This window comes from Sphingomonas sp., from assembly GCF_019242355.1.
Classification (GTDB): domain Bacteria; phylum Pseudomonadota; class Alphaproteobacteria; order Sphingomonadales; family Sphingomonadaceae; genus Sphingomicrobium.
The window spans coordinates 1-22892 of the sequence record NZ_JAFAVR010000176.1 but is presented as its reverse complement, the minus strand read 5'-3'; the positions used below and the strand labels follow the sequence as shown (position 1 = coordinate 22892).

General features: G+C 65.3%; 16 protein-coding genes. 9 read left to right on the top strand and 7 right to left on the bottom strand.

The genetic code is table 11. The features are described 5' to 3' along the window. Positions 1–952 (bottom strand): glycoside hydrolase family 5 protein (locus tag JOZ79_RS08900; RefSeq protein ID WP_294073341.1); only part of this gene is annotated, 952 nt, incomplete at its 3' end. A 140-nt stretch (positions 953–1092) separates the two neighbouring features. On the opposite strand from JOZ79_RS08900, the gene JOZ79_RS08895 reads away from it, so the two are divergent. Next, positions 1093–2679 carry an MFS transporter gene (locus tag JOZ79_RS08895; RefSeq protein ID WP_294073339.1) on the top strand — a complete coding sequence of 529 codons (1587 nt, stop codon included), beginning with the start codon at positions 1093–1095 and terminating at the stop codon, positions 2677–2679. A 2-nt stretch (positions 2680–2681) separates the two neighbouring features. Next, positions 2682–3674, top strand: a complete 993-nt coding sequence (locus JOZ79_RS08890; protein WP_294073337.1) for a Gfo/Idh/MocA family oxidoreductase — start codon at positions 2682–2684, stop codon at positions 3672–3674. Here JOZ79_RS08890 and JOZ79_RS08885 read toward each other — a convergent pair. Next, positions 3613–5769: a glycoside hydrolase family 3 protein gene (locus JOZ79_RS08885; RefSeq protein ID WP_294073336.1), complete on the bottom strand. Its 2157-nt coding sequence runs from the start codon at positions 5767–5769 to the stop codon at positions 3613–3615. The genes JOZ79_RS08890 and JOZ79_RS08885 overlap by 62 nt on opposite strands. Positions 5770–6062: 293 nt before the next feature. On the opposite strand from JOZ79_RS08885, the gene JOZ79_RS08880 reads away from it, so the two are divergent. From JOZ79_RS08880 to JOZ79_RS08860, 5 genes are read left to right on the top strand one after another with little or no spacing between them, the layout of a single operon-like run. Beyond that, positions 6063–7196, top strand: a complete 1134-nt coding sequence (locus JOZ79_RS08880; protein WP_294073334.1) for a fumarylacetoacetate hydrolase family protein — start codon at positions 6063–6065, stop codon at positions 7194–7196. Next, complete coding sequence (locus JOZ79_RS08875) at positions 7193–8629, top strand: aldehyde dehydrogenase family protein (RefSeq protein WP_294073332.1); 1437 nt, start codon at positions 7193–7195, stop codon at positions 8627–8629. The genes JOZ79_RS08880 and JOZ79_RS08875 overlap by 4 nt, the downstream gene beginning before the upstream one ends. 4 nt (positions 8630–8633) lie before the next feature. After that, positions 8634–9392, top strand: coding sequence for an SDR family oxidoreductase (locus JOZ79_RS08870; RefSeq protein ID WP_294073330.1), 759 nt, complete (start codon positions 8634–8636; stop codon positions 9390–9392). Position 9393: 1 nt separating this feature from the next. Further along, complete coding sequence (locus JOZ79_RS08865; protein WP_294073328.1) at positions 9394–10269, top strand: SMP-30/gluconolactonase/LRE family protein; 876 nt, start codon at positions 9394–9396, stop codon at positions 10267–10269. Next, on the top strand, positions 10248–12164 hold the full coding sequence (locus JOZ79_RS08860; protein ID WP_294073326.1) for a sialate O-acetylesterase: 1917 nt from the start codon (positions 10248–10250) through the stop codon (positions 12162–12164). The genes JOZ79_RS08865 and JOZ79_RS08860 overlap by 22 nt, the downstream gene beginning before the upstream one ends. A 6-nt stretch (positions 12165–12170) precedes the next feature. Here the strand turns inward: JOZ79_RS08860 and JOZ79_RS08855 are convergent, their stop codons facing one another. From JOZ79_RS08855 to JOZ79_RS08845, 3 genes are all read right to left on the bottom strand, one after another. Then, positions 12171–13952 carry an IlvD/Edd family dehydratase gene (locus tag JOZ79_RS08855; protein ID WP_294073324.1) on the bottom strand — a complete coding sequence of 594 codons (1782 nt, stop codon included), beginning with the start codon at positions 13950–13952 and terminating at the stop codon, positions 12171–12173. A gap of 13 nt (positions 13953–13965) precedes the next feature. Further along, the gene (locus JOZ79_RS08850; RefSeq protein WP_294073322.1) at positions 13966–15405 is read right to left on the bottom strand and encodes a sugar porter family MFS transporter; all 1440 of its coding nucleotides are present in this window, start codon (positions 15403–15405) and stop codon (positions 13966–13968) included. 76 nt (positions 15406–15481) lie between these two features. Beyond that, positions 15482–16564, bottom strand: coding sequence for a LacI family DNA-binding transcriptional regulator (locus JOZ79_RS08845; protein WP_294073320.1), 1083 nt, complete (start codon positions 16562–16564; stop codon positions 15482–15484). Positions 16565–16684: 120 nt separating this feature from the next. On the opposite strand from JOZ79_RS08845, the gene JOZ79_RS08840 reads away from it, so the two are divergent. Continuing rightward, positions 16685–19066: a glycoside hydrolase family 3 N-terminal domain-containing protein gene (locus JOZ79_RS08840; RefSeq protein WP_366514809.1), complete on the top strand. Its 2382-nt coding sequence runs from the start codon at positions 16685–16687 to the stop codon at positions 19064–19066. Between the two features lie 3 nt (positions 19067–19069). Here JOZ79_RS08840 and JOZ79_RS08835 read toward each other — a convergent pair whose 3' ends face one another. After that, positions 19070–20179, bottom strand: a complete 1110-nt coding sequence (locus JOZ79_RS08835; protein WP_294073318.1) for a heparan-alpha-glucosaminide N-acetyltransferase domain-containing protein — start codon at positions 20177–20179, stop codon at positions 19070–19072. Then, the gene (locus JOZ79_RS08830) at positions 20163–21215 is read right to left on the bottom strand and encodes a glycosyl hydrolase family 18 protein (protein ID WP_294073316.1); all 1053 of its coding nucleotides are present in this window, start codon (positions 21213–21215) and stop codon (positions 20163–20165) included. Before JOZ79_RS08830 ends, JOZ79_RS08835 begins: the two co-directional genes overlap by 17 nt. Positions 21216–21314: 99 nt before the next feature. Here JOZ79_RS08830 and JOZ79_RS08825 point away from each other — a divergent pair. Then, on the top strand, positions 21315–22892 hold a 1578-nt coding region (locus JOZ79_RS08825; protein WP_294073314.1), incomplete at its 3' end, for a family 20 glycosylhydrolase.

The window sequence follows — 22892 nt, the reverse complement described above, 5'->3', positions numbered from 1 at the left end:
TGAAGTCGCCCTCGAACTGCCAATAGCTCCAGCCGAAGCCGTGGCGCTCGGCCTCGCCGCGAACGGCCGCGGTGTATGCGACCCGCAGCTTTTCGGGCGTTCCGCTCTTCTCGTACGCGCCGAACTCGCCAAGCAGGATTGGGCGGTCGTTGGCGCGTGACCAGGCGGCGACCTGGTCGAAGTCCGCCGCGACGGCAGCGCGATCGGCGTCGCTTCCCCAGATGATCCCGTGCAGGTTCTTTACGTCACCGGCCCATGAAGCACCCTGGTGCGTGAAGTGGAACGGCTCGTAGTAATGAAAGGTGACGAGCAGGTTGCGGTCGTCGGGAAGCTGCAGCGTCGGCAATTCCTTCGAGCTGTTCCAACTCGTCGGCCCGACCACGACGATGCGCGTCGGATTGCTTTGCCGGACAAGCGCCAGCAACTGAGGGAATATGGCGTTCCAGGTCTCAGCGTCGAGCTTCTCGTGCGGTTCGTTAAGGATCTCGAACGCGACGTTGCGCGGCGCATTGGCGAAGCGCGGCGCGACTTGCTGCCAGAAGGCAGGCAATTTCTGCCGACACATGGCGAGGTCGTTCGAGCAAAGGTCGAAATCATGCTCGTCGATGATGATGCCGAGCCCGGCGCGCTGCGCCTGCCGGACGACCTCGTCGAGCTTTGCCAGCCACGCGGGGTCGAGCCGGTACTGCGCATCCATGAACTTGAATGCCTGAAGGTTGAGCCGGACGAAGTCGAAGCCCGCGCGACGGATCTCGCCGAAGTGCCGCCACTGGAAGCGCCGCTTCGAAACGTCGGTCCAGTAAGGGTCATAACCAAGGACGTTGACACCTCTGCGGAAGGGCTGATCAGACGCGTGCAATGCTGGAACCGTGGCCGGTGACGCCGCGGCAGGAGCGGTGCTGAGACCAGGCACCGCAAGGATCGACAGCAGCAAGGCACTCAACCACCGCAACGATCGCATCATATTCCCTTCCAATCAGCCGAATCATTGATAGCGCTATCATCCGCCGTGTCGTCAAGCGTCATCGACCGTCGCCTCGCCCCCCCGCGAGGTGGTGCGGAACGCCGAGACCGCTGTTAAGGACAACGGCGATGACCAACAGCAGCACCTTCGCCGATCGCCGCGGTCTCTGGGTCTTCGTCCTCGGGGTTCTGGCCGTAACGGCCGGCGTCGTGCTTCACATGCCGATGTTCCTGATGGGCCGGATGACCCACTACCGGCTCGTCGGCATGCCGATGGGCGCCGACATGTATATCGGCATGGCGGCGATCGTTCTCGGAGTCGGGATCGCCGCCTACGGCCTGTTGCCGAAGAACGTGGCGGAGCAGATCGCCGCCTCGCAGGACATCGTCGTATCCCCGCCTGAAGATGCGCCGCTGACGAGGTCGCACTGGGTCCTGCTGCTTGTGCTCGTCGTCGCGCTGATCATTGATGTCATGAAGCCGGCCAGCCTCGGCTTCACGATCCCCGGGATGTCCAGCGAATATGCTGCGCCCAAGTCAACGGTGTCGCTCGTTCCCTTCTTCGCGCTGATCGGCACGGTGTTCGGGTCGATCGTATGGGGGGCGATCGCGGACATCTATGGGCGCAAGGCCTCGATCCTGTTGTCGGCCGTGATGTTCGTCGGGACGTCGATCTGCGGAGCGATGCCGTCGCTCGCGTGGAACGTCGGCATGTGCTTCATGATGGGCGCCGCCGCCGGGGGCATGCTGCCGGTGACGTACGCCCTGCTCGCAGAGATGATGCCGAGCCGGCACCGTGGCTGGAGCCTGGTTCTGGTTGGGGGCCTCGGCGCGGTCGGAGGCTACTTCGCGGCAAGCGGCTTTTCCGCGCTTCTCCAACCGCTCTTCGGTTGGCGGATTTTATGGCTCCTCAATCTCCCGACCGGGTTAACCCTCGTCCTGCTTGGCGGCCTGATTCCGGAATCAGCCAAGTTCCTGCTCGCACGCGGACGCCGGGAAGAAGCGCGACGGGTCATGGAGCGGTTCGGGTCCAGCGCCCGGCGGACTCGTCACGCCGAAGCGGCAGCACTGGCCCGTGGACCGACGGTGGCGCTGACCGGCCGCGCCTTCGTCGGCAAGCTCCTGGCGCTGAGCCTTGCGGCGCTCTGCTATGGGCTGATCAACTTCGGCTTGCTGCTCTGGCTTCCGGCCGACCTCGTCTCGCGAGGGCAGAGCATGGCGGTAACCAGCAAGCTGCTGGCAGAATCGGCGTTGATCGCCTTCCCGACAGTCTTCATTGTCGCCTTCGCTTATAGCCGGTGGAGCTCGAAATGGTCGGTGGTCGGCGCGATCGCCGTGACTCTGGCCGGGCTGCTGGGGGTGCTGCGGTTGGAATTCGCTGGGCAAGGCAGCCCTGTCCTGCCCGTCGCGCTTCTGATCGTCGGCACGAACGCGCTTATTGCAATGCTTCTGCCCTACGCGGCCGAGAGCTTTCCGCTGCGCATCCGCGGCCGGACCACGGGAACTGTCGCCGCTTGCAGCAAGGCCGGCGGCATGTTGGCGCAATTGCTTGCGGTACTCGGACTCGTGCCCCCGCTTGCACTGGTGTCCCTGATCATCATGGTTCCGACGGCCGCGTCGCTGCTGCTCGTAGCCTGGCTCGGCAAGGAGACGCGGGGGCGTGACCTGCGCGACCTCGACCCCGACGGACATACGTTCGCGGCGACTGGCATCTAGCAATGATCCGCGTTGGACTGGTCGGCTATGGACTTGCAGGCGCCACCTTCCACGCACCGCTGATCCGCGCCTGCGACCGCATGGAGCTGAGCGCTGTCCAGACTTCGCGGGAGGCACCGGGACGGGTCGGATCGTTCGATGAGCTGCTCGATCGTTCAAACCTTGTCGTCATCGCGTCTCCCAATCAGACTCACTATCAGCTGGCCCGCGACGCCCTTTCGGCAGGCCGGCATGTTGTCGTCGACAAGCCGTTCGCGCTGACGGTCGAGGAAGCGGACAGGCTGATGGCTCTGGCGCGTGAGCAACAGCGAGTCCTGACGGTCTTCCAGAACCGCCGGCTCGACGGCGACTTCCTCACGGTCGCCAAGCTTCTACCAAAGCTCGGCGACATCGCCTTGTTTGAAGCGAACTGGGACCGGTTTCGCCCGACCATCAAGCAGGGCTGGCGGGAGTTTCCGCAGCCCGGCGGCGGTGTCCTCGCCGATCTTGGAGCGCACCTGATCGACCACGCAATCCAGCTGTTCGGACTTCCCGACGCCATCGAGGCGGACGTGCTCGCGCAACGCTCCGAAGCACGCGTCGACGATTATTTCGAGCTTGTCATGCACTACGGCCGGATGCGGGCATGCCTGCGCTGCTCGACCTTGGTCGCGGAGCCTCGCGCCCGCTTCGCGATCCACGGCAGCGGTGGCAGCTTCACCAAGTTCGGCATCGACGTCCAGGAAGCTCAGCTGAAGGCCGGAATGGATCCACGCGACCCCGGCTTCGGCATCGACGATCGGGACGGCAGCTTTACGACACCGGATGGCACCCGCACGCCCATCACGACCCAGCGCGGCCGCTACCTCAATTATTATGAGGCGGTCGCTTCGGCGATCCTCGACGGAACGCCGGTACCGGTCGACCCCGCGGACGCGCGCAACGGCCTGATCCTCATCGACCTCGCTCGCCGGAGCGCGGCGCTGGGGAAGCGGTTGCTGGTGCCGGCAGAATGACGCCCGGAGCAGGCCGCCAGTTCGATGGAAGCGCTTGTCCCGCGAGCGTGACCTTGGCCATCTGCCGGATGTCGCGCGAAGAGTCACCCAGCAAAATGGTGTAGGTGCCCGGCTTGATCCGCCATTCGTTCGCCGCTCCGTCGAAGGTCGCGAGCAGGCGGGGATCGATGATGAGGTTCACTTGCTGGACCACGCCGGGCAACATATCGAGCTTGTCAAAGGCGGCGAGCCGCTTTGGTGCCTCGAACTCACCCGCCGGCGCTGCCACGTAGACCTGCGGCACCGTCATTCCGCGGCGACCGCTGGTGTTCTGCACGGTGAAGTGCACGGTCACGCTGCCATCCGCATTCGCCGCGGCGCCCACCGGTCCATAGCCGAAGCTGCTGTATGACAAGCCATGGCCGAACGGGAACAGCGGCTGCAGGTTGTGCGCGTCGAACCATTTGTAGCCGACCGTCGCCCCTTCCGAATAGTCGATCGAGAACATCTGCTTGTCAGCAAGGCCCGTGCCCGGTCGCGTTGCACGAGGCAGCTGGCCTTCGGACTGTGGAAAGGTCACGGGCAGGTGGCCCGACGGGTTGACCACTCCGAACAGGATGTTGGCGATCGCCTCGCCCCCACCCGAACCCGGATACCAGGCTTCGAGGATGCTGCGGACGCGGCCAGCCCAGGGCATCAACACCGGACCGCCGCTTTCGATGATCGCGATCGTGTTCGGATTGGCCGCTGCGACTGCCTCGACGAGTGCATCCTGATTGTCGGGAAGGACCACCGATGTATCGATCGACTCGCTCGTCCACTGGTTGACGAACACCAGAGCCACGTCCGCCCCGGCAGCCGCATGGGCCGCCGCCGCCGGATCGCTGCCGTCGACGAACGTCACGGACGCTGCGGGCGCCAGGGCCTGAATGGCTCTCAGCGGCGAGGACGGGAAGTAGACGACTGGTCCTGGCCAGCTGGTCGGTTGAAGTCCCGGAACCGCGTTCAGCCCTTCCGGATAGACCTGCGATGACCCGCCGCCGGTCAGGACACCTTTGTCGGCATGCGACCCGACGACGACGATCCGGCGAGTCTGAGGACCAAGGGGCAGCAGGGCGCGCTCATTCTTGAGAAGGACGGCGGCCTGCTCCTCATCCGCGCGGGCAACCTCCGCATTGGCCGCACGTGTCGCGGCATCGATCGTCGTCGGCGTCACGGGGTTGTCGACCAGGCCATGCGCGAACATCGAGCGGACGATGCGCGTCGCCATGTCATCAAGCCTGTGAGCGGGCACGCGACCCGCCGCAACGGCAGCGGCCAGCGGCTTGCCGAAATAGGGTTCCTTGTCGAACGAGTAGGCCGATTCCTGGTCGAGCCCGTTGTTTGCGCTCGCTTCCGTGCTGTGGACGGCGCCCCAGTCGGACATGATGTAGCCGCGATAGCCGAAGTCACCCTTCAGCACGTCATTGAGCAGCCACGCATTCTCGCAGGCATAGGTCCCGTTCACCCGGTTGTACGAGCACATGACCGAGCCCGGATCGCCGCGCTCGATCGCAAACTGGAAAGCGAGCAGGTCGGACATTCGCGCCGCGGCCGGATCGATCCGCGCATCATGATAGTCGCGACCGGTCTCAAGATCGTTCAGCGCATAGTGCTTGGTTGTCGAGATAATGTTGTTCGACTGGATTCCGGCGATCTGGGCACCGACCATGGTTCCGGCGAGCAGCGGGTCCTCGCCGCCGTATTCGAAGTTGCGGCCGTTGCGCGGGTCGCGAACCAGGTCGACGCCGCCCGCAAGCTGGACGTTGAAGCCCGATGCCCGCGCTTCCGAGCCGATCATCCGCCCGCCGGTAAATCCGATGCCCGGGTTCCAGGTCGCAGCGGTCGCCAGTCCAGACGGCAACGTCGTGTGGGGCGGCTTGACCTTGGCCCCGCCTTGCGTCGCGACCCCGACTCCGGCGTCCGTCTCCCACTGCGCGGGAATGCCGAGGCGCGGGATTCCGGGAATGTAACCGGCCGTTCCCTGGATTGCTTGCGCCGGCGCCTTGTAGCCTTCGTTCTCTCGATCGGTACCGAAATAGCCGTACACAATGCGCAACTTCTCTTCACGAGTCATCGCACGCACGACGAGTCGGGCCCGCTCGTCGGCACTCAGCGTCCTGTTTAGCCAAGGCCGGGACGGCGTTGTCGCAACGGAAGATGAGGCTGCGACGACAGGTGTCGCCAAGGCGATCAAGATGGTCGCGCCAAGCGCTCCTGCGCCGAATCCATAATTCATCTGCTGTCTCCCCTCGATCGCGCGTGTGGGCTGCCCCGACGCTTGACACTAGCGACCTAGCGGGCCGATTGGTAGCGCTACCAACCCTCCCGCACCAGGTCCCCGCGCCTTCTATGCATTTCTCTCCCGCGATGCTTTCTGCCGATGTTGCCCGAGCGACTCTGGCTGGCAGGCTCCGGCTCGATGCGGGGCCGACCCCTGTGCTGATTCGCAGTGGCTTCGTCGAGGACATGTCGCGTGTCGCTCCGACATCCGCGGACCTCATGGAAGCGGACTTGCACGCGGTCAGCGGCGAGCGTCTGTGCAGCCTCGACGAGCTGTGCGCCATGCCGCCCGAGCGTTTCCTTGCGCCGGTGGATGTCCAGGCGATCAAGGCCGCAGGAGTCACCTTCGCGATTTCCGCCATCGAACGGGTCATCGAGGAGCGAGCCCGCGGCGATTATCGCGAGGCTTCCGTCATCCGCGACAAGCTCGAACAGCGCATTGGCGGCGCGATTCGATCCGTCGTCCCCGGCAGTGATGGCGCGGCGCGGCTCAAGGAGGCGCTCATCGAGGACGGTTTATGGTCGCAATATCTCGAGGTGGCGATCGGCCCGGACGCGGAAATCTTCAGCAAGACCGCCCCTCTCGCCAGCGTCGGCTGGGGCGCCGAGATCGGCGTGCGTTCCGACTCGAGCTGGAACAACCCGGAACCGGAAGTCGTGCTGGTCTGCAACAGCAACGGCGATATCCGCGGCGCGACTTTGGGCAACGACGTTAACCTCCGCGATTTCGAGGGGCGCAGCGCGCTCCTGCTGAGCAAAGCCAAGGACAACAATGCGTCCTGTGCGATCGGGCCGTTCATCCGACTGTTCGACGATGATTTCACGCTCGACGATGTCCGTTCGGCCGTTGTCGAGCTCGAGATCTTCGGCGCGGACGGCTTTACGCTCAAGGGGCAGAGCCGGATGAGCGAAATCAGCCGCGACCCGACGGAGCTGGTCCGGCAGGCGATGAGCGAGCATCATTATCCCGACGGCTTCGCGCTATTTCTCGGAACGCTGTTCGCACCGACGGAAGACCGCGACGAGCCCGGACGCGGTTTCACGCACAAGATCGGCGACGAGGTGCGCATCTCGACTCCGCGCATCGGCGTTCTGGTCAACACGGTCACCACTTCGCGCGACGCCCGTCCGTGGACCTTCGGAATTCGGGAGCTAATGCACAATCTCGCGTCGCGCGGTCTTCTGGCCGCAGCACATCCAGTCGAAGGAAACGGCCGATGACCGAAACACTGACCCATCTCATCAATGGCCAGGCGGTCGGCGGCGATGCGACGGGCGAAAGCCGCAATCCGTCCAACCTCGACGACATCGTCGTGCGCTATCCCCGCGGCGGTGAGGGCGAGGTCAACCAGGCCGTGGCGGCAGCCCGCGCGGCCTTCCCCGCCTGGTCGGAGGCATCGCCCGAAGTCCGCTCGGACATGCTCGACAAGGCGGGATCGCTGATCATGGCGCGCGCGAAGGAGCTCGGGACCCTGCTCTCGCGCGAAGAGGGCAAGACCCTCGCCGAAGGCACCGGCGAAGTGATGCGGGCGGGCCGAATCTGCAAATATTTCGCGGGCGAGGCACTTCGCCGGCACGGCCAGACTCTGGAATCCACGCGCCCGGGTCTCGACGCCCAGACCTATCGCGAGGCGGTCGGCGTGTTCGGCCTCATCACCCCCTGGAACTTCCCGATCGCGATTCCTGCCTGGAAGTCGGCCCCGGCGCTCGCCTTTGGCAACACAGTCGTCCTCAAGCCGGCGACGCCGACGCCGGCGATCGCGCACGCGTTCGGCGCGATCCTGATCGAGGCCGGGGCGCCTCCGGGCGTGTTCAACCTGGTGATCGGAGAAGGCGGCGTCGGCCGCTCTATCGTCGGCCATCCGGGCATCGACGGCATCTCCTTCACCGGATCGCAGACCGTAGGAGCCTCGGTTGCCGAGGGCGCTGCCAAGCGTCAGGCGCGCGTGCAACTCGAAATGGGAGGCAAGAACCCACTTGTCGTCCTCGACGACGCCGACATCGACCGTGCGGTGACGTGCGCTATCGACGGCGCCTTCTTCGCCACGGGTCAGCGCTGCACGGCATCGTCCCGGATCATCGTGACGCAAGGCATCCACGACCGTTTCGTCCAGGCGCTTGCCGAGAAGGCGCGCTCGCTCCGCGTCGGCGATGCGCTCGATCCGCAAACCCAGATCGGGCCGGCGGTGAGCGAGGAGCAGCTCGAGCAGAACCTCCGCTATGTCGGCATTGCCCGGGAGGAGGGCGGAAGCGTGTTGACCGGCGAAGAGCCGCTTAAGATCGGCACGCGAGGCTATTACATGGCGCCGACGGTCATCGCCCACACCAACCCCGACCAGCGGATAAACTGTGAGGAAGTATTCGGCCCGGTCGCCAGCACGGTGAAGGTGCGCGATTACGAGGAAGCACTCGAGATCGCCAACCGTGGCCAGTTCGGCCTGAGTGCCGGTATCGTCACCAACTCGCTCCACCACGCCCGGCACTTCCGCCGCAACGTCCGCGCGGGGATGGTGATGATCAATCTGCCCACGGCCGGGGTCGATTACCACGTGCCCTTCGGAGGGACACGCAAATCAAGCTACGGCGCGCGGGAACAGGGGTTCGCGGCGGTCGAATTCTATACGCAGACCAAGACCGTCTACATCGGGGGCTAGGAGTTTGGCCGATAACCACGACAGCCGCGCCATTTATCCAAGCCTGCGCGGCAAGCGAGTGCTGGTGACCGGCGGCGGCTCTGGCATCGGCGCGGGGATCGTCGAGGCCTTCGCCCGGCAGGGCGCGAGCGTCACCTTCTTCGACATCTCCGATGGCGAGTCCCGTGAAGTCGCGAACCGCACCGGCGCCACGTTCGTGCGCATGGACCTCAAGGACGTCGTGGCGACGCGGCGCACGATCGACGAGCTCACACGGCAGGACGGTGCATTCGACGTTTTGGTCAACAATGCCGCCAACGACGACCGGCACGCCATTGATGATGTCACCGAAACCTATTGGGACGACCGGCTGAACGTAAACCTCAAGCACCAGTTCTTCTGCGCCCAGGCGGTCATTCCGGGCATGCGAAGCATGGGTGGCGGGGCGATCATCAATCTTGGGTCGATCAGCTGGCACCTCGCCCTGCCCGACCTCGTCCTGTACCAGACCTGCAAGGCGGCGATCGAAGGCATGACGCGCGCGCTCGCCCGCGATCTCGGCGCCGACAATATCCGCGTCACCTGTGTCGTCCCGGGCAACGTCCGCACCCCGAGACAGCTTCATTGGTACACTCCTGAAGGCGAAGCCGAGATCGTCGCGGCCCAAGCCCTGAACGGACGACTGGTCCCGGAGGACGTCGCGGCGCTGGTGCTTTTCCTCGCCTCGGCCGACGCGCGGCTGATTACCGGGCACGAATATTTCGTTGACGCGGGCTGGCGCTGAGATGAGCGACGCGGAGCCGAGGCCGATGTGGGAACTCGAGGCGGAGCTTGGCGAAGGCCCCGTCTGGGTTGAGCGAGACCAGGCCCTGTGGTTCGTCGACATCAAGAAGCATCATGTCCATCGCTTCGATCCCGCAACCGGCGGCCGGCGGACGTTCGACGCGCCGGAGCAGGTCGGCTTTGTTTTCCCGGCGGAAGGCGGCGGGTTCGTCGCCGGGCTCCAGTCGGGGCTTTACCGCTTCGATGACGGCACGGGCACCTTCGAGCAGATCGTTGCGGTGGAGCCCGAACGTTCAGGCAACCGGCTGAACGATGGCGTCGTCGATCCCGCCGGACGCCTGTGGTTCGGAACGATGGACGATGGCGAAACGTCGAGAAGCGGCGCTTTCTATTGCTTCCATCGCGGCAAGCTGACCGCGACCGGGATCGATGGAATCGCCATCACCAATGGGCCGGCGGTTTCCCCGGACGGACGTGTCCTCTATGTCGTCGACACGCTCGCAGGGACGATCGACGCCGCCGACATCAAGGAGGACGGCTCGCTCGGCGAGCGGCGGCGGTTTGTGACGATCGATGACAGCGACGGCCATCCCGACGGTCCGACGATCGACAGCGAGGGCTGCGTTTGGATTTCGCTCTACGGTGGCTGGGAAGCGCGCCGCTACTCTCCGATCGGCGACCTGCTGCAAGTGGTCCACTTTCCGGTCGCCAACATCACCAAGGTCGCCTTCGGCGGCAGCGATCTCCGCACGGCTTTCGCGACGACCGCGCGCCAGATGCTGAGCCCGGAAGATATTGCTCGGCAGCCGCTGATCGGCTCGCTGTTCTCCTTTGGCGTTGACGTTCCGGGGGTCGAATGCCCGCTCGTCCAGCTCTGATCCTCACCGTTCTGCTGGCGTCGAGCGCCATGGCTGCTCCCACCATCGATCCGCAATTCTCTACCCATGCCGTCATCCAGCGTGGCAAGCCCGTGTTGCTGAGCGGAACGACTGAGCCGGGCGGAGTGGTGATGGTCACCTTCGCCGACCAGACACAGGCCGCGAAGGCAGACGGCAAGGGGCGGTGGCAGGCCGAGTTCCCCGCTCGCGACGCTGGTCAGAACCTGCGGCTGAGCGTCAGCGGGGCAGACGGCAGCGCGAGCTCCACCGACCTTGCATTCGGTGACGTCTGGCTCTGCTCAGGCCAGTCGAACATGGAATATCCGCTGCGCCGCGCCCTCAATGGCGACGGCGAAGTCGCGTCGGCGAAGGATGATGACCTGCGCCTCATGAAGGTGCACACACAGCTTTCCGACGATCCGCGCACCGGTTTCGCGACCGCACCGACCTGGCAGCGATCGACACCCGACAGCGCGAGGGATTTTTCCGCCACCTGCACGTTCATGGTCCGTGACTTCCGAGCAACCGAAAAGGTGCCGATCGGCGCGATTGACGATACTTGGGGCGGAACGCCGATCCGCGCTTGGATGAGCGAGGGTGCGGCTCGCACCAGCGGAAATGCCGCGCCAGCCGCCCTGCTCGATCTCTACCGCACCGACCCCGCAGCAGCGATCGCCCGTTTCGGCGCGGAGTGGGGTGGCTGGTGGCGGTCGAAGACCGGGCAGAAGCCGGGAGACGAGCCCTGGAATGCCAGCGATCGACTGGCCTGGAAACCGGTGCCCAGCATCGGCAGCTGGAACGACTGGGGCGGCGACTGGCCAACATTCGACGGATCGGTCTGGGCACGGCGCCGGTTCACTCTTACCGCGGCCCAGGCGTCCCAGCCCGCGACCCTCTCGCTCGGCATCATCGACGACATGGACGAGACGTTCGTCAACGGCGTCGCGGTCGGCGGCAGCAGCGACCCATCATCCCCGCGCAACTACAGGATTGAGCCGGGTGTCCTTCACTCCGGCAGCAATGTCATCGTTACGTTCGTCCGCGACCTTTGGGGACCGGGCGGCCTGATGGGACCGGCGAGCGCCATGCAGATCGCCTTTGCGGGCGGCCGCACCCAGGCACTCGGCAGCGGCTGGCAATACGACCGCATCCCCGACGAGATCGGGATGCCGCCGGTGCCGCCATGGGGCAACAATTCCGGCGTTGCCACCATCTACAATGCGATGATCGCGCCTCTCGGGGCGCTGCAGATCAAAGGCGTAGCATGGTATCAGGGGGAAGCTGACGTCGGACAGCCCGGCTATGACCAGCGGCTTGCCGCAATGATGAGCAACTGGCGATCGCAGTTCCGCGATCCGCAGTTGCCCTTCCTGATTGTCGGGCTTGCCGGCTGGGGCAAGCGCACCACCGCCCCGATCGAAAGCGGATGGGCGAGCCTGATCAACGAGCAGCGGCTCGCTGTCGACCGCGATCCCCGTGCAGCGCTCGCCAGCGCGATCGATCTTGGCGAACCGAACGAAATCCATCCCGCAAACAAGCAGGAGGTCGGGCGCCGGCTCGCCCTGGCCGGCCGCAGCCTTGCTTATCCCGGCACGAATGGCACGCTCGGTCCCCGTCCGCTGCGCGCCGTTCGCCAGGGCAACGACGTCGTCGTCACCTTCACCAAGCCGTTACAGACGCTGACCGGCGCCAGTGCGAATGCGGTCGAGCTGTGCGGGGCTGCACAGGGAAGCTGTCGGTACGCCGCGGCGCAGGCGAAAGGCGCAAGCCTGGTGGTCACCGGCGACGGCCGCCCAGTCGCGCGCGTCCGCTACGCCTGGTCGGACTTTCCGCTCGTCAACCTTTATGACGCCGACCTTCTGCCGGCACCTGTGTTCGAGTTGACCGTCCAGTAATCGCCGTCAGTGATTGTGGCGCGGCGTCTTTGCCGACGTGCCGCGATATTTGACCGCGAACTCAAGGACGCCTCCGTCGGCCAACTGACCGGTCTTCTCGCGAAACAGCTCTTCCCATGGCGTGTTGCTCGGCGGGATCGGTGGCCCGGGTTCTGCCTTGCGGCGTGCAATTTCGTCCTCATCCACCAGTGCGTCGAATGCCCCCGCATTGAGGTCGATGCGGATAATGTCTCCCGTGCGGAGCCACGACAGCCCGCCTCCGGCAGCGCTTTCGGGGGAGGCATTCAGGATCGACGGGCTGTCGGACGTCCCTGACTGCCGTCCGTCACCGAGAGTCGGCAGGCTCGTGATCCCGCGCTGCAGAAGCGCATCCGGCGGCTGCATGTTGACCACCTCGGCGGAGCCGGGCCAGCCGAGCACGCCCGACCCGCGAATCACGAGGATGCAATTCTCGTCGATGCCGAGCGTCGGGTCGTTGATCCGGTGATGATAATCGTCCGAACCGTCGAACACGACTGCGCGTGCCTCGAACACGTCCTCGTGATCGGGCCGGGACAGGTAACGCTGCCGGAACTCGTCGGAGATGACGCTCGTCTTCATGATCGCGGTGTCGAACAGGTTGCCCGAGAGGACCAGGAAGCCGGCGCGCTCCTGCAGCGGCGCCGCATAAGGGAAGATCACTTCGCGGTCTCTGGTCTCGCGCCCATGAAGATTTTCGGCCTGGCTGCGCCCCGTGCAGGTCAGCGCGTGCCCGTCCAGCCGGCCGGCCTGCAGCAATTCCCACATCACGGCTGGCACCCCGCCGGCACGGTGAAAGCGCTCGCTCAGATACTTGCCGGCCGGCTGCATATTGACCAGCAGCGGCACGTCATAGCCGTGCTCTATCCAATCCTCGGTCGAGATCTCGACGCCGGCGTGCCGCGCCATCGCGACGATGTGCGGCTGGGCATTGGTCGACCCGCCGATCGCGGCTGTCACCCGGATCGCGTTCAGGAAAGCCTCGCGAGTCAAAATCCTTGACGGGCGCAGATCCTCATAGGCCATGTCGACGATCCGCCGCCCGGTCTCATAAGCGGCGTGGGCGCGTTCGCGATAAGGCGCGGGGATCATCGCCTGGCCCGGCAGCGACATGCCGAGAGCCTCGCTTACAGAGTTCATCGTCGAGGCCGTGCCCATCGTGTTGCAATGACCGAGCGACGGCGCGGAGTCGCTTGCCCGGCGGATGAACTCCTCTTCGTCGATCTTGCCCGCTCCGAGGAGCCGTCGCGAGCGCCAGATGACGGTGCCTGATCCGACAAGTTCGCCATCGTGCCAGCCGTCGAGCATCGGCCCGCCGTTCAACGTCAGCGCCGGGATGTCGACCGTCGCAGCAGCCATGATCGAGGCTGGCGTCGTCTTGTCGCAGCCGGTGGTCAGCACCACCGCGTCGATCGGATAGCCGTTGAGAATCTCAACCAGGCCGAGATAAGCGAGGTTGCGGTCGAGCGCCGCGGTGGGCCGCCGACAGTTCTCAAAGATCGGGTGGAGCGGGAACTCCATTGGAATTCCGCCAGCGTCGCGGATTCCGGCCTTGATCCGCTCGACCAGCTTCACGTGCACGCGGTTGCACGGGACGAGGTCAGAGCCCGACTGCGATATGCCGATAATCGGCTTGCCCGACCGCAGTTCCTCTCGAGTGAAGGCATCGTTCATGTAGCGCTCGAGGTAGAGCGCGGTCATGTCCGGCCGCCCCGCAGCGTCGAACCACTCGCGCGAGCGGAACGGTCGGACTGGCCTTCGCTGAGTCATCGCTGCGCGGCCGTCAGCCTTCCATGTGCTCGAGCTCTTTCCCGCGCGTCTCGTGAATGAACTTCTGCACGAGAAAGAAGCTGATCACTGCGGACACGGCGTAGAAAGTGTAGCTGGCCGTCAAGCCCAGGTTCGCGGCCATGGACGGGAAGCTGAACGAGATCAGGAAGTTCGCGAACCACTGGAAGAATCCGGCGACGGCGAGCGCCGAGCCGCGAATCTGGTTCGGGAACATCTCGCCCAGCATCACCCACATGATCGGGCCCCAGGAGGCGTTGAAGAAGATCACGTAGAGGTTGGCGGCGACCACGGCGACCTTGCCCAGGTCCGGGGACAAGACGAGCTTGCCAGCAGGATCGAGCGTGCCCTGGCTGAACGCATAGACCATGATGAATAGGGTGACCGCCATGCCGGCCGACCCAATCAGCAGCAGCGGCTTGCGGCCGATCCGGTCGACGAGAAGGATCGTGACGAAGCAAGCCGCGATGGAGACCGCGCCCGAGACGATGTTGATCAGCAGCGAGTCGCTTTCGCTGAAACCGGCGAGCTGCCACAGCGTGGCGCCGTAATAGAAGATGACATTGATGCCGACGAGCTGCTGGAACACGGCGATCATGATCCCGACCCAGACGATCGGCCGCATGCCGAGGAGATTCGAGGCGCCGGCGGGAGCAAGCACGTCCGACAGGCGTGGCCGGTGGTCGGCGCTGAACGTGCTTCGGATCTCGTCGAGCTTGGCGGCGGCGATGTCGCTTCCGAACAGGTTCGCGAGCACTCCCTTCGCCTCGGCATCCCGGCCCTTGGACACGAGAAAGCGTGGGCTCTCCGGAATGAAGAACAGTGCGACGAGGAAGATCGCGGCTGGGATCGCCTGCATCAGGTACATCCAGCGCCAGGCCTCGAGGCCGCCCCAGAAGCGGTTGGTCGACACGCCCGCTGCCTTGGCAAGGAAGTAATTGATGACGAACGCCGCCGTCAGCCCGGTGATGATCATGATCTGCTGCACCGTCGTCATTCGTCCGCGAATCTCGGCGGGCGCGACCTCGGAAATGTAGGCGGGTGACAGGACGCTCGCGGCGCCGACCGCCATTCCGCCCATGATCCGCGCAAGCAGGAACAGCACATGATCGTGCGCGAAGCCCTGAACGAGAGCGCCGATCAGGAACAGCAAGGCGGCGATGCGCATCACGTTGCGGCGGCCGCTGACGTCGGCGAGGCGCCCCGCGAAGAAGGCGCCAATGAAGCAGCCGATCAGGAGCGACCCGACGGTGAAGCCCAGTCCGTTGCTCGGCGACAGGCTGCCGTCGATCAGGCCGAACGCCGCCTTGAGCCCGTCCTGCGTGCCGTTTACGGCGCCGCTGTCATAACCGAACAGGAATCCGCCGATCGTCGCGACAGCGACAATGGCACCGATGAAGCCCATGTTCGCACGCTGCGGACTTGCCTCGACCATCTCAACTCTCCCCTCGTGCCGCATCGTTCCACGCAGCTGTTAGCGGTAACACGCTCCTTTCGCTTCGCGCAACGGCCTAGCCGCCGCCGCTTCTGCGCGCCCTTGCCTTCCGACCCGGCGGACCGGCCGATTCCCGTACGATCAGCGCGTGGCTCAGCACGCGTTCAGCGAACTTGCGGGTCGATCCGGCCCGGTGCACGCGAAGGTCGGCGATCAACAGCTCCAGCGCCGCCTCCGCCATGGCCGCGATCGGCTGCTTAACCGTGGTCAACTCGGGCCAGACACTGGTCGCGAGCGCGGTGTCGTCGAAACCGACGATGCTGAGATCGCCGGGCACGCTCATCCCGCGCCGATGGGCAACGCTCATCGTTGCTGCGGCCATGTCGTCATTGCTTGCGAAGATCGCCGTCGGCAAACGTGCGCGAGCAAGCAGGCGCTCGCCCGCGGTCAGCCCCGAACGATAGCTGAAATAACCTTGCTCGGCCGGCGCGCTTTCGGGGTCGATGCCGGCCTCTGTCAGCGCGTCGCAGAACCCGCGATGCCGATCGTGCGAAGCGATGTGGTTGGGGTGGCCCTTGATGAATCCGATGTCCCGATGCCCGAGGTCAAGCAGATAGCGAGTCATCTCGAACGCAGCCGCGCGGTCGTCGATTCGAACGTTGAGGCTGTCTTCGCGCGGCTTGCCCATCGCCACGGTCACGACCGGAATGCCGAGCGAATCCAGTTCGGCCATGATCGGCTCCGACTCGGACAGCGGCGGCGGCAGGATTACGCCCTCGACATCGCTGGTCGCAAAGCGGCGCGTGACCTCGGCCTGCTCGTCCGCGTCCTCCGACTCGCAGGATTCGATCACGAGGTGGACGCCGGCACTGCGGGCCGCGTGCAGGCCGCCGATCAGGAACTGGCTCAGATAGGAGGCGCTCGGGTTCGCGTAGAGCAGGCCGATGTGGGTCGCTTCCCCCGCGGCCAGGCTGCGTGCTGCAGTGTTGGGCGAATAGTTGAGCCGCTCGACAGCCTCCAGGACCGCGGCGCGCGTCGATTCGCGCACGTTCTTGCCACGGTTGATGACGCGCGACACGGTCATCGCCGAGACGCCGGCCGCTCGCGCGACATCCTCGATCGTGATTGCTCCCCGCCCGCGACGGCTCGGCCTGGCCATTCACTACCCCTCGGGGCGAGGTTTAGTGACCGGCGCGGCCAATGCAATCGAGCGCGTTGACCGCAGCGACGACTGGTTTACGTTAGCGCTACCATTTCGGTAAACTGAGGGGAGCAAGACGTGCGGGCAACGGGACTGCTGCTTGCCGCGGCAATGACACTGGAGTCCGCCACGGCCGGAGCCGAATGGGCGCAGTCCCCGTCCCGCGTGCCCGTCTACAAGGACCCGCGTCAACCGGTCGACCGCCGGGTCGACGACCTGCTCGCCCGAATGACCCTCGACGAAAAGGTGGCTCAGCTCGAGACGATCTGGGAGCAGAAGTCGAAGGTTCAAAACCCGGATGGCACCTTCTCTCCGCAGGCGGCGTCGCAAGCCTTTCCCAACGGCATCGGCGGCATGGCACGCCCGTCCGACAAGCGTGGGAACACGGCTTCCAACGGCGCCGCCGGCGCATCGGCGACCGTCAACCGCGATGCCCGGGACACCGCGAGATACGTGAACGAAGCGCAGCACTGGGCTGTCGAGCATACCCGCCTCGGGATCCCGATCCTGATGCACGAGGAGGCGCTTCATGGCTATGTCGCGCGCGGCGCAACGAGCTTTCCTCAAGCGATCGCACTTGCAAGCACCTGGGACCCCCAGCTCGTCACCAATGTCTTTTCCGTCGCTGCTCGCGAGATGCGGGCGCGAGGGGCCTTCCTTGCGCTCGCGCCCGTCGTCGACATCGCACGCGATCCACGTTGGGGACGCATCGAGGAAACCTATGGCGAGGACCCGTACCTCGTCGGCACCATCGGCCTTGCGGCAATCCGCGGCTTCCAGGGACCGACCCTGCCGCTCGGTCCCGACAAGGTGCTGGTGACCCTCAAGCACTTCACGGGCCATGGCGAGCCCGAGAACGGCACCAACGTCGGCCCAGCGCACCTCGGCGAGCGCGAGCTTCGCGAGGACTTCTTCCCGCCGTTCGAGCGGGCCGTGAAGGTCTATCCGATCCGGTCGCTGATGGCCTCGTATAACGAGATCGACGGCATCCCCTCGCACGCGAACAGCTGGCTGTTGAACACGGTCCTGCGCGGCGAGTGGAGCTATCAAGGCGCAGTCGTCAGCGACTATTACGGCATCCGCGAACTGGTCGTTCGCCACCATCTCTATGACAACGTCACCGATGCCGCCGACCGCGCGATCCAATCGGGCGTCGATGTCGAGACTCCGGATGCCGAGGGCTACGCACAGTTGCCCGCGCTGGTCCGTTCCGGCCGCGTGCCGCGGGCGCTGGTCGACCAGGCGGTTCGCCGCGTTCTCAGGCTGAAGATCGAGTCCGGCCTGTTCGACAACCCCTTCCCTGATCCGGCAACAGCCGAAGCGAAGACCGCCACCCCTGAAGCCATCGCGCTTGCCCGGGAGGCAGCGGACAAGGCCATGGTCCTTCTCAAGAACGATCACGACATACTGCCGCTCGACCCGATGAAGATCCATCGCATGGCAGTGATCGGCACTCACGCGAAGGACACGCCGATCGGCGGCTACAGCGACATCCCTCGGCACGTCGTCAGTGTTCTCGAGGGAATGCAGGACGCCGGCCACGGACATTTCGCTGTCGACTATTCCGAGGGGGTGCGCCTGACCGAAACACGGTGCTGGTCCTGCGACGAGGTAAAGCTCGTCCCAGCTTCCGTGAATCGCCGCTTGATCGCTCAAGCCGTTACAAACGCCCGAAAATCCGATGTCATCGTCATGGTCCTCGGCGACAACGAGCAGACCAGCCGCGAGGCTTGGGCCGACACTCATCTCGGTGACCGCTCGTCGCTGGATCTGGTCGGCCAGCAAGAGGACCTCGCCCGCGCGATCCTGGCGCTGCACAAGCCGACCGTCGTCGTCCTGCTCAATGGCCGGCCGCTGTCCGTGAACTATCTCGCCGCCAAGGCGCCCGCGTTGATCGAAGGCTGGTACCTCGGCCAGGAGACCGGCCATGCCGTCGCCGATGTCGTGCTCGGCAAGGTCGTCCCGGGCGGCAAGCTGCCGGTCTCGATCCCGCGCTCGGTTGGGCAACTTCCGGTCTATTACGATCACAAGCCGACGTCGCGGCGCGGATATCTGTTCGACACGACAGCACCTCTCTACCCGTTTGGCTACGGCCTCAGCTACACACACTTCGACATTTCAGCGCCGCGCGTGCTGACGCCGACAATCGCGGCGAATGAGACGGCGCGCATCGACGTCGATGTCGCGAACACCGGTTCCCGCTCTGGCGACGAGGTCGTTCAGCTTTACGTCCACGATGATGAAGCGAGCGTGACTCGACCGGTGATCGCGCTGAAGCGGTTCCAGCGGGTCACGCTGCAACCCGGCGAACGCAGGACGATCCGCTTCACGCTCGATCCCGACGACCTCGCCTTGTGGAACGCGAACACGAAGCGCGTCGTGGAGCCCGGGACCTTCACCATCTCGGCAGGGCCCAATTCAGTCGACCTCAAGAGCGCGAAGCTGACGGTCGCCGGCTGATCGCTAGATGCGGACCAGCCAGCGTTTGCGCCAAAGGTAGAACATCGCGAGCCAGATGAAGGCGAGGAACATCAGGACGGGAACGAACGCGGCGGTCTCCGGCCCGACGATCGGCTTGAGCTGCTGATAGGGTTTCTGCAGCAGGTCCCAGCCGAGGAGCGACCAGCATACCTCGTGAAGCGTGTAGGCGGCGATCGCGTTCATCCCGAACGGCAGGACGATGAGTTCGACCGCGCGCCTGGCGCCCGTCATGGGCCGGCCATCGAACAACACTCCAAGGGCGCTCAGCAGGAGCAGGTCGAGTCCCGTGGTCACCAGCACGAAGGTGCTCGACCAGATATCCTTGACCACGGGGAAGACGAAGTCCCACGCGACGCCGACGGCAAGCATCGCCGCGCCCGCAATCGCCAGCGTGCGAAACCGCTCTGACCGGGTCGTCCGAAGCAGATAGTCGCCCGCCGCCACGCCAAGTAGACCCTGGGCAATTGCCGGCAAGGTGCCGAGCAGCCCCTCCGGATCGTAGCCGTGCGGTCCCGGCACGTAGATGTGATTGCCGGCGCCCAGGAGAACGCGATCGACCGATCCGACGAAGTTCATCCCCCGCTGCCAGAGATCGGTCGAGACGCCGTCGAGGGTCGGGATGTAGGTCAGCGGCCAGTAAAGCAGCAGGATGGCCGCGGCGGCGATCAGCCGGGAAGGCGGCGACATCCTCAGGAACAAGATACCGCATGCACCGTATACGAGACCGATCCGCTGCAACACGCCGAACAGCCTCCAGCTGCCCGAGCTGAACTGCGAAAACCAGAAGATGTTCGACAGGATGAAACCCAGCAGGATCAGGCGCGCCGCTCGCCACAGAATGCCGCTGTAGTCGACCTGTTCCCTCGCCCTGAAGGACAATGGGATCGAAACGCCGACCATGAACAGGAACGATGGGAAAACGATGTCGGCGATCGTCAGGCCATCCCAGTGCGAGTGAAGCAGCATCGGGAAGACAGGCGGCGCCATCCCGGCCATCTCGTTGACGGTGATCATGCCGATTACCGCGAGCCCTCGAAGCATGTCGAGCGAGACCAGACGCTCCGGCCTCGAACTCTCAACGGCGATGGGCATATGCGCGTCCCCTTCGGTAAGCGGAGTCGACGTGCCGGATAGCGTCGTTGCCAGGCAGGTCTTGGCCGATCTCCCAGACCATCACGCCGGCCCCCCAGGCACCGGCCAGCTCGGCCTTGCGCTCCAGCGTCGGGAAACCGTTGTAGGTGATATAGCTGCATCCGCCGCACCGCTTGCCGACAAGATCGCCGTTCAGTTGACGCCGGCCGAACGCATCCACGATGTCGCCGATGTCCCAGCCTTGTCGGTAGCTGCCAAAGCCACGACCGTAGAAGGGAACGCCGAGCGCGATCCGGTTAGCCGGGACACCCTTTCCGATCCACAATCGCAGGTCCGCCTCCGCCTGCGCATAGGTGGAATGCTCGCCTCCCGGAGCGCCCCAGGAAGGGCCGACCTGGTCGTAGGACATGACTCCGACGACATCGAAAAAGGGCAGCGACGCATCGGGCGCCATGCCGCCGGGATAGGAACCCGTCGCCACCGTCAGCAGCTTCGACCGCGCATGAAGCGCAGCTGCGAGATCGCGCACGAACGGCGTGTAGTTTCCGGCCTTGTCGATGCCCGTCATCAGGTCCCCTTCGAGGTCGATGTCGATGCCATCGAGGCCGTATTGATCGACCATCCCAATGACATTTGCGACGAGCCTGCCGCGCATGTCCGGCGCGAGCAGCGCGTTCCAGTCTCCGCCGCATGGCGGGATCACCGCTCCTCCGAGCGACGCGATCACCTTCGTTCCGACGCCATGCGCTGCGGCGACGAGCCCGCGCAACTGCGCGTCCGATACCATCGCGCCATTGCCCGTCGGCGCACAAGCGAGCCCGCCCGCTCCCATAACCTCGCTCTCGGGCGTCGGATTCACGAAGGCGAGATCCACCTGCGTATACTTGTCGAGCCGGCCTTCGCCGATCTCCCGATCCAGACCCTTGAAGGCTGCGATATAGCCGACGACCGTACCGCGCTCCTGCGCCTGAGCCCCGGCCAGAGAGGGGGATGACGACAACAGAATTGCGGCTGCGATGATGAAGGCACGGTGCATCGCCGCAACCTAGCTGCTCGGGCGGTCCGGGCAACAGCGGTTCGATTGATTCTCGTCCTGCGCCGTGACACGAAGACGCAGTTGAAGGGGAACCTGTTGATGCGTCGTCTTTTGCTTTCGGCCCTGTTGGCACCCGCCTTGGCCGCGCCTGCTGCAGCCGCGTCCCAACCCGAGCTGAGCGCGCTCGCCAACGGCATGGGAATCAGGGTCGCGATCCTCGACAACCAGCCAGCCAATTGCCCTGCCCAGTCCGGCGGCTGCTTCCTCTCGGAGCTGGACTTGACGATGCCGCCGACGCTTCCTCAGGATCTCGCGAGCGGCGATCTGAAGCTCTTCTTCGGATCGGTCAGTCCGGTCATCCAGGCCGATAGCGACGCCTTCACGATGCGCCTGGTCAACGGCGACCTGCATGTCCTCCAGCTTCGCCCTGGAGTGACGCTCAAGGCCGGCGTGACCTATCGCGTTCGGCTGTGGTCGCAGGGGCACTTCTTCTCGCAATATTATGTGCTTCCGAACATGTTCCTGGTGTCGGGCAACCTATCCGCGCCGATCGCCGCGACACGGCCGACGACCGATCCCGACAGCGGCCTCGAAGTCCTGCCGTTCGTCGCTCCGATGACGGACGAAGCCCGCCTGGCGACGGCGACGGCGGACGACCGGACGCGCTGGCAGACGCCGGAGCGCGCGTTCGACCTCTACTCCGGACGCAGCGCCGCGCACGGAGCGCAAGCCGATGTCGCCATCATTCCTCAGCCGGCGCTCGTCCGGCGTCTCCGCGGGGCGCCGCTCGATCTGTCGCACGGCATCCGCCTGAGCCTCGCGGGCCTGAACCGATCGGAGATTGCCGCGGCTCTCGCCGATCTCGCGAGCGCAGGGGTGCAAGTTGGCGCAGCAGGCCCCGAGCTCCGCATTCGCGTCAACCCGACGGGCCGAGCGAAGCCGGAGAGCTATAGCCTTACCGCCTCGCACGGGATGATCACCGTCGCTGCGGCCGATGCCTCCGGCGCTCGATACGCGCTCGAATCCCTGGCTCAGGAGGCAGCGCGAGGCCAAGGCTTGCTCCGCCCGATCGAGATCGAGGACGCGCCGCGCTTCGGCTTCCGGGGCTTGGAGATTGACCTCGCACGCAACTTCCACAGCAAGGCCGAGATCCTCAAGCTCATCGAGCAGATGGGCCGCTACAAGCTCAACACGATCCACCTGCACCTCGGCGACGACGAAGGCTGGCGGCTCGCGATCGCGCGCTTTCCCGAATTGACGGAGGTGGGCGGCTATCGCTGCTGGGATCCGTCCGAAACACGCTGCCTGCTGCCCGAGCTCGGCTCGGGGCCGGACCGGGACACGCCCGTCAACGGCTTCCTCACCCGCGCGGACTATATCGACATCCTCAAGGCTGCGAGGGCGCGCGGGATCACCGTCATTCCGTCGTTCGACATGCCGGGGCATTCGCGCGCGGCGATCCATTCGATGGAGGTGCGTTACCATCGGCTGATCGCGCTTGGCCGGAAGGCGGAGGCCGAGCGCTTTCGCCTGCTTGAACCCGGCGACACCACCCAATATCGCAGTGTCCAGAACTACAACGACAACACGCTCAACGTCTGCCTCGACAGCACCTATCGCTTCATCGACGCCGTCATGGACGACATCGCCGCGCTGCATGCCGCGGCTGGGGTGCCA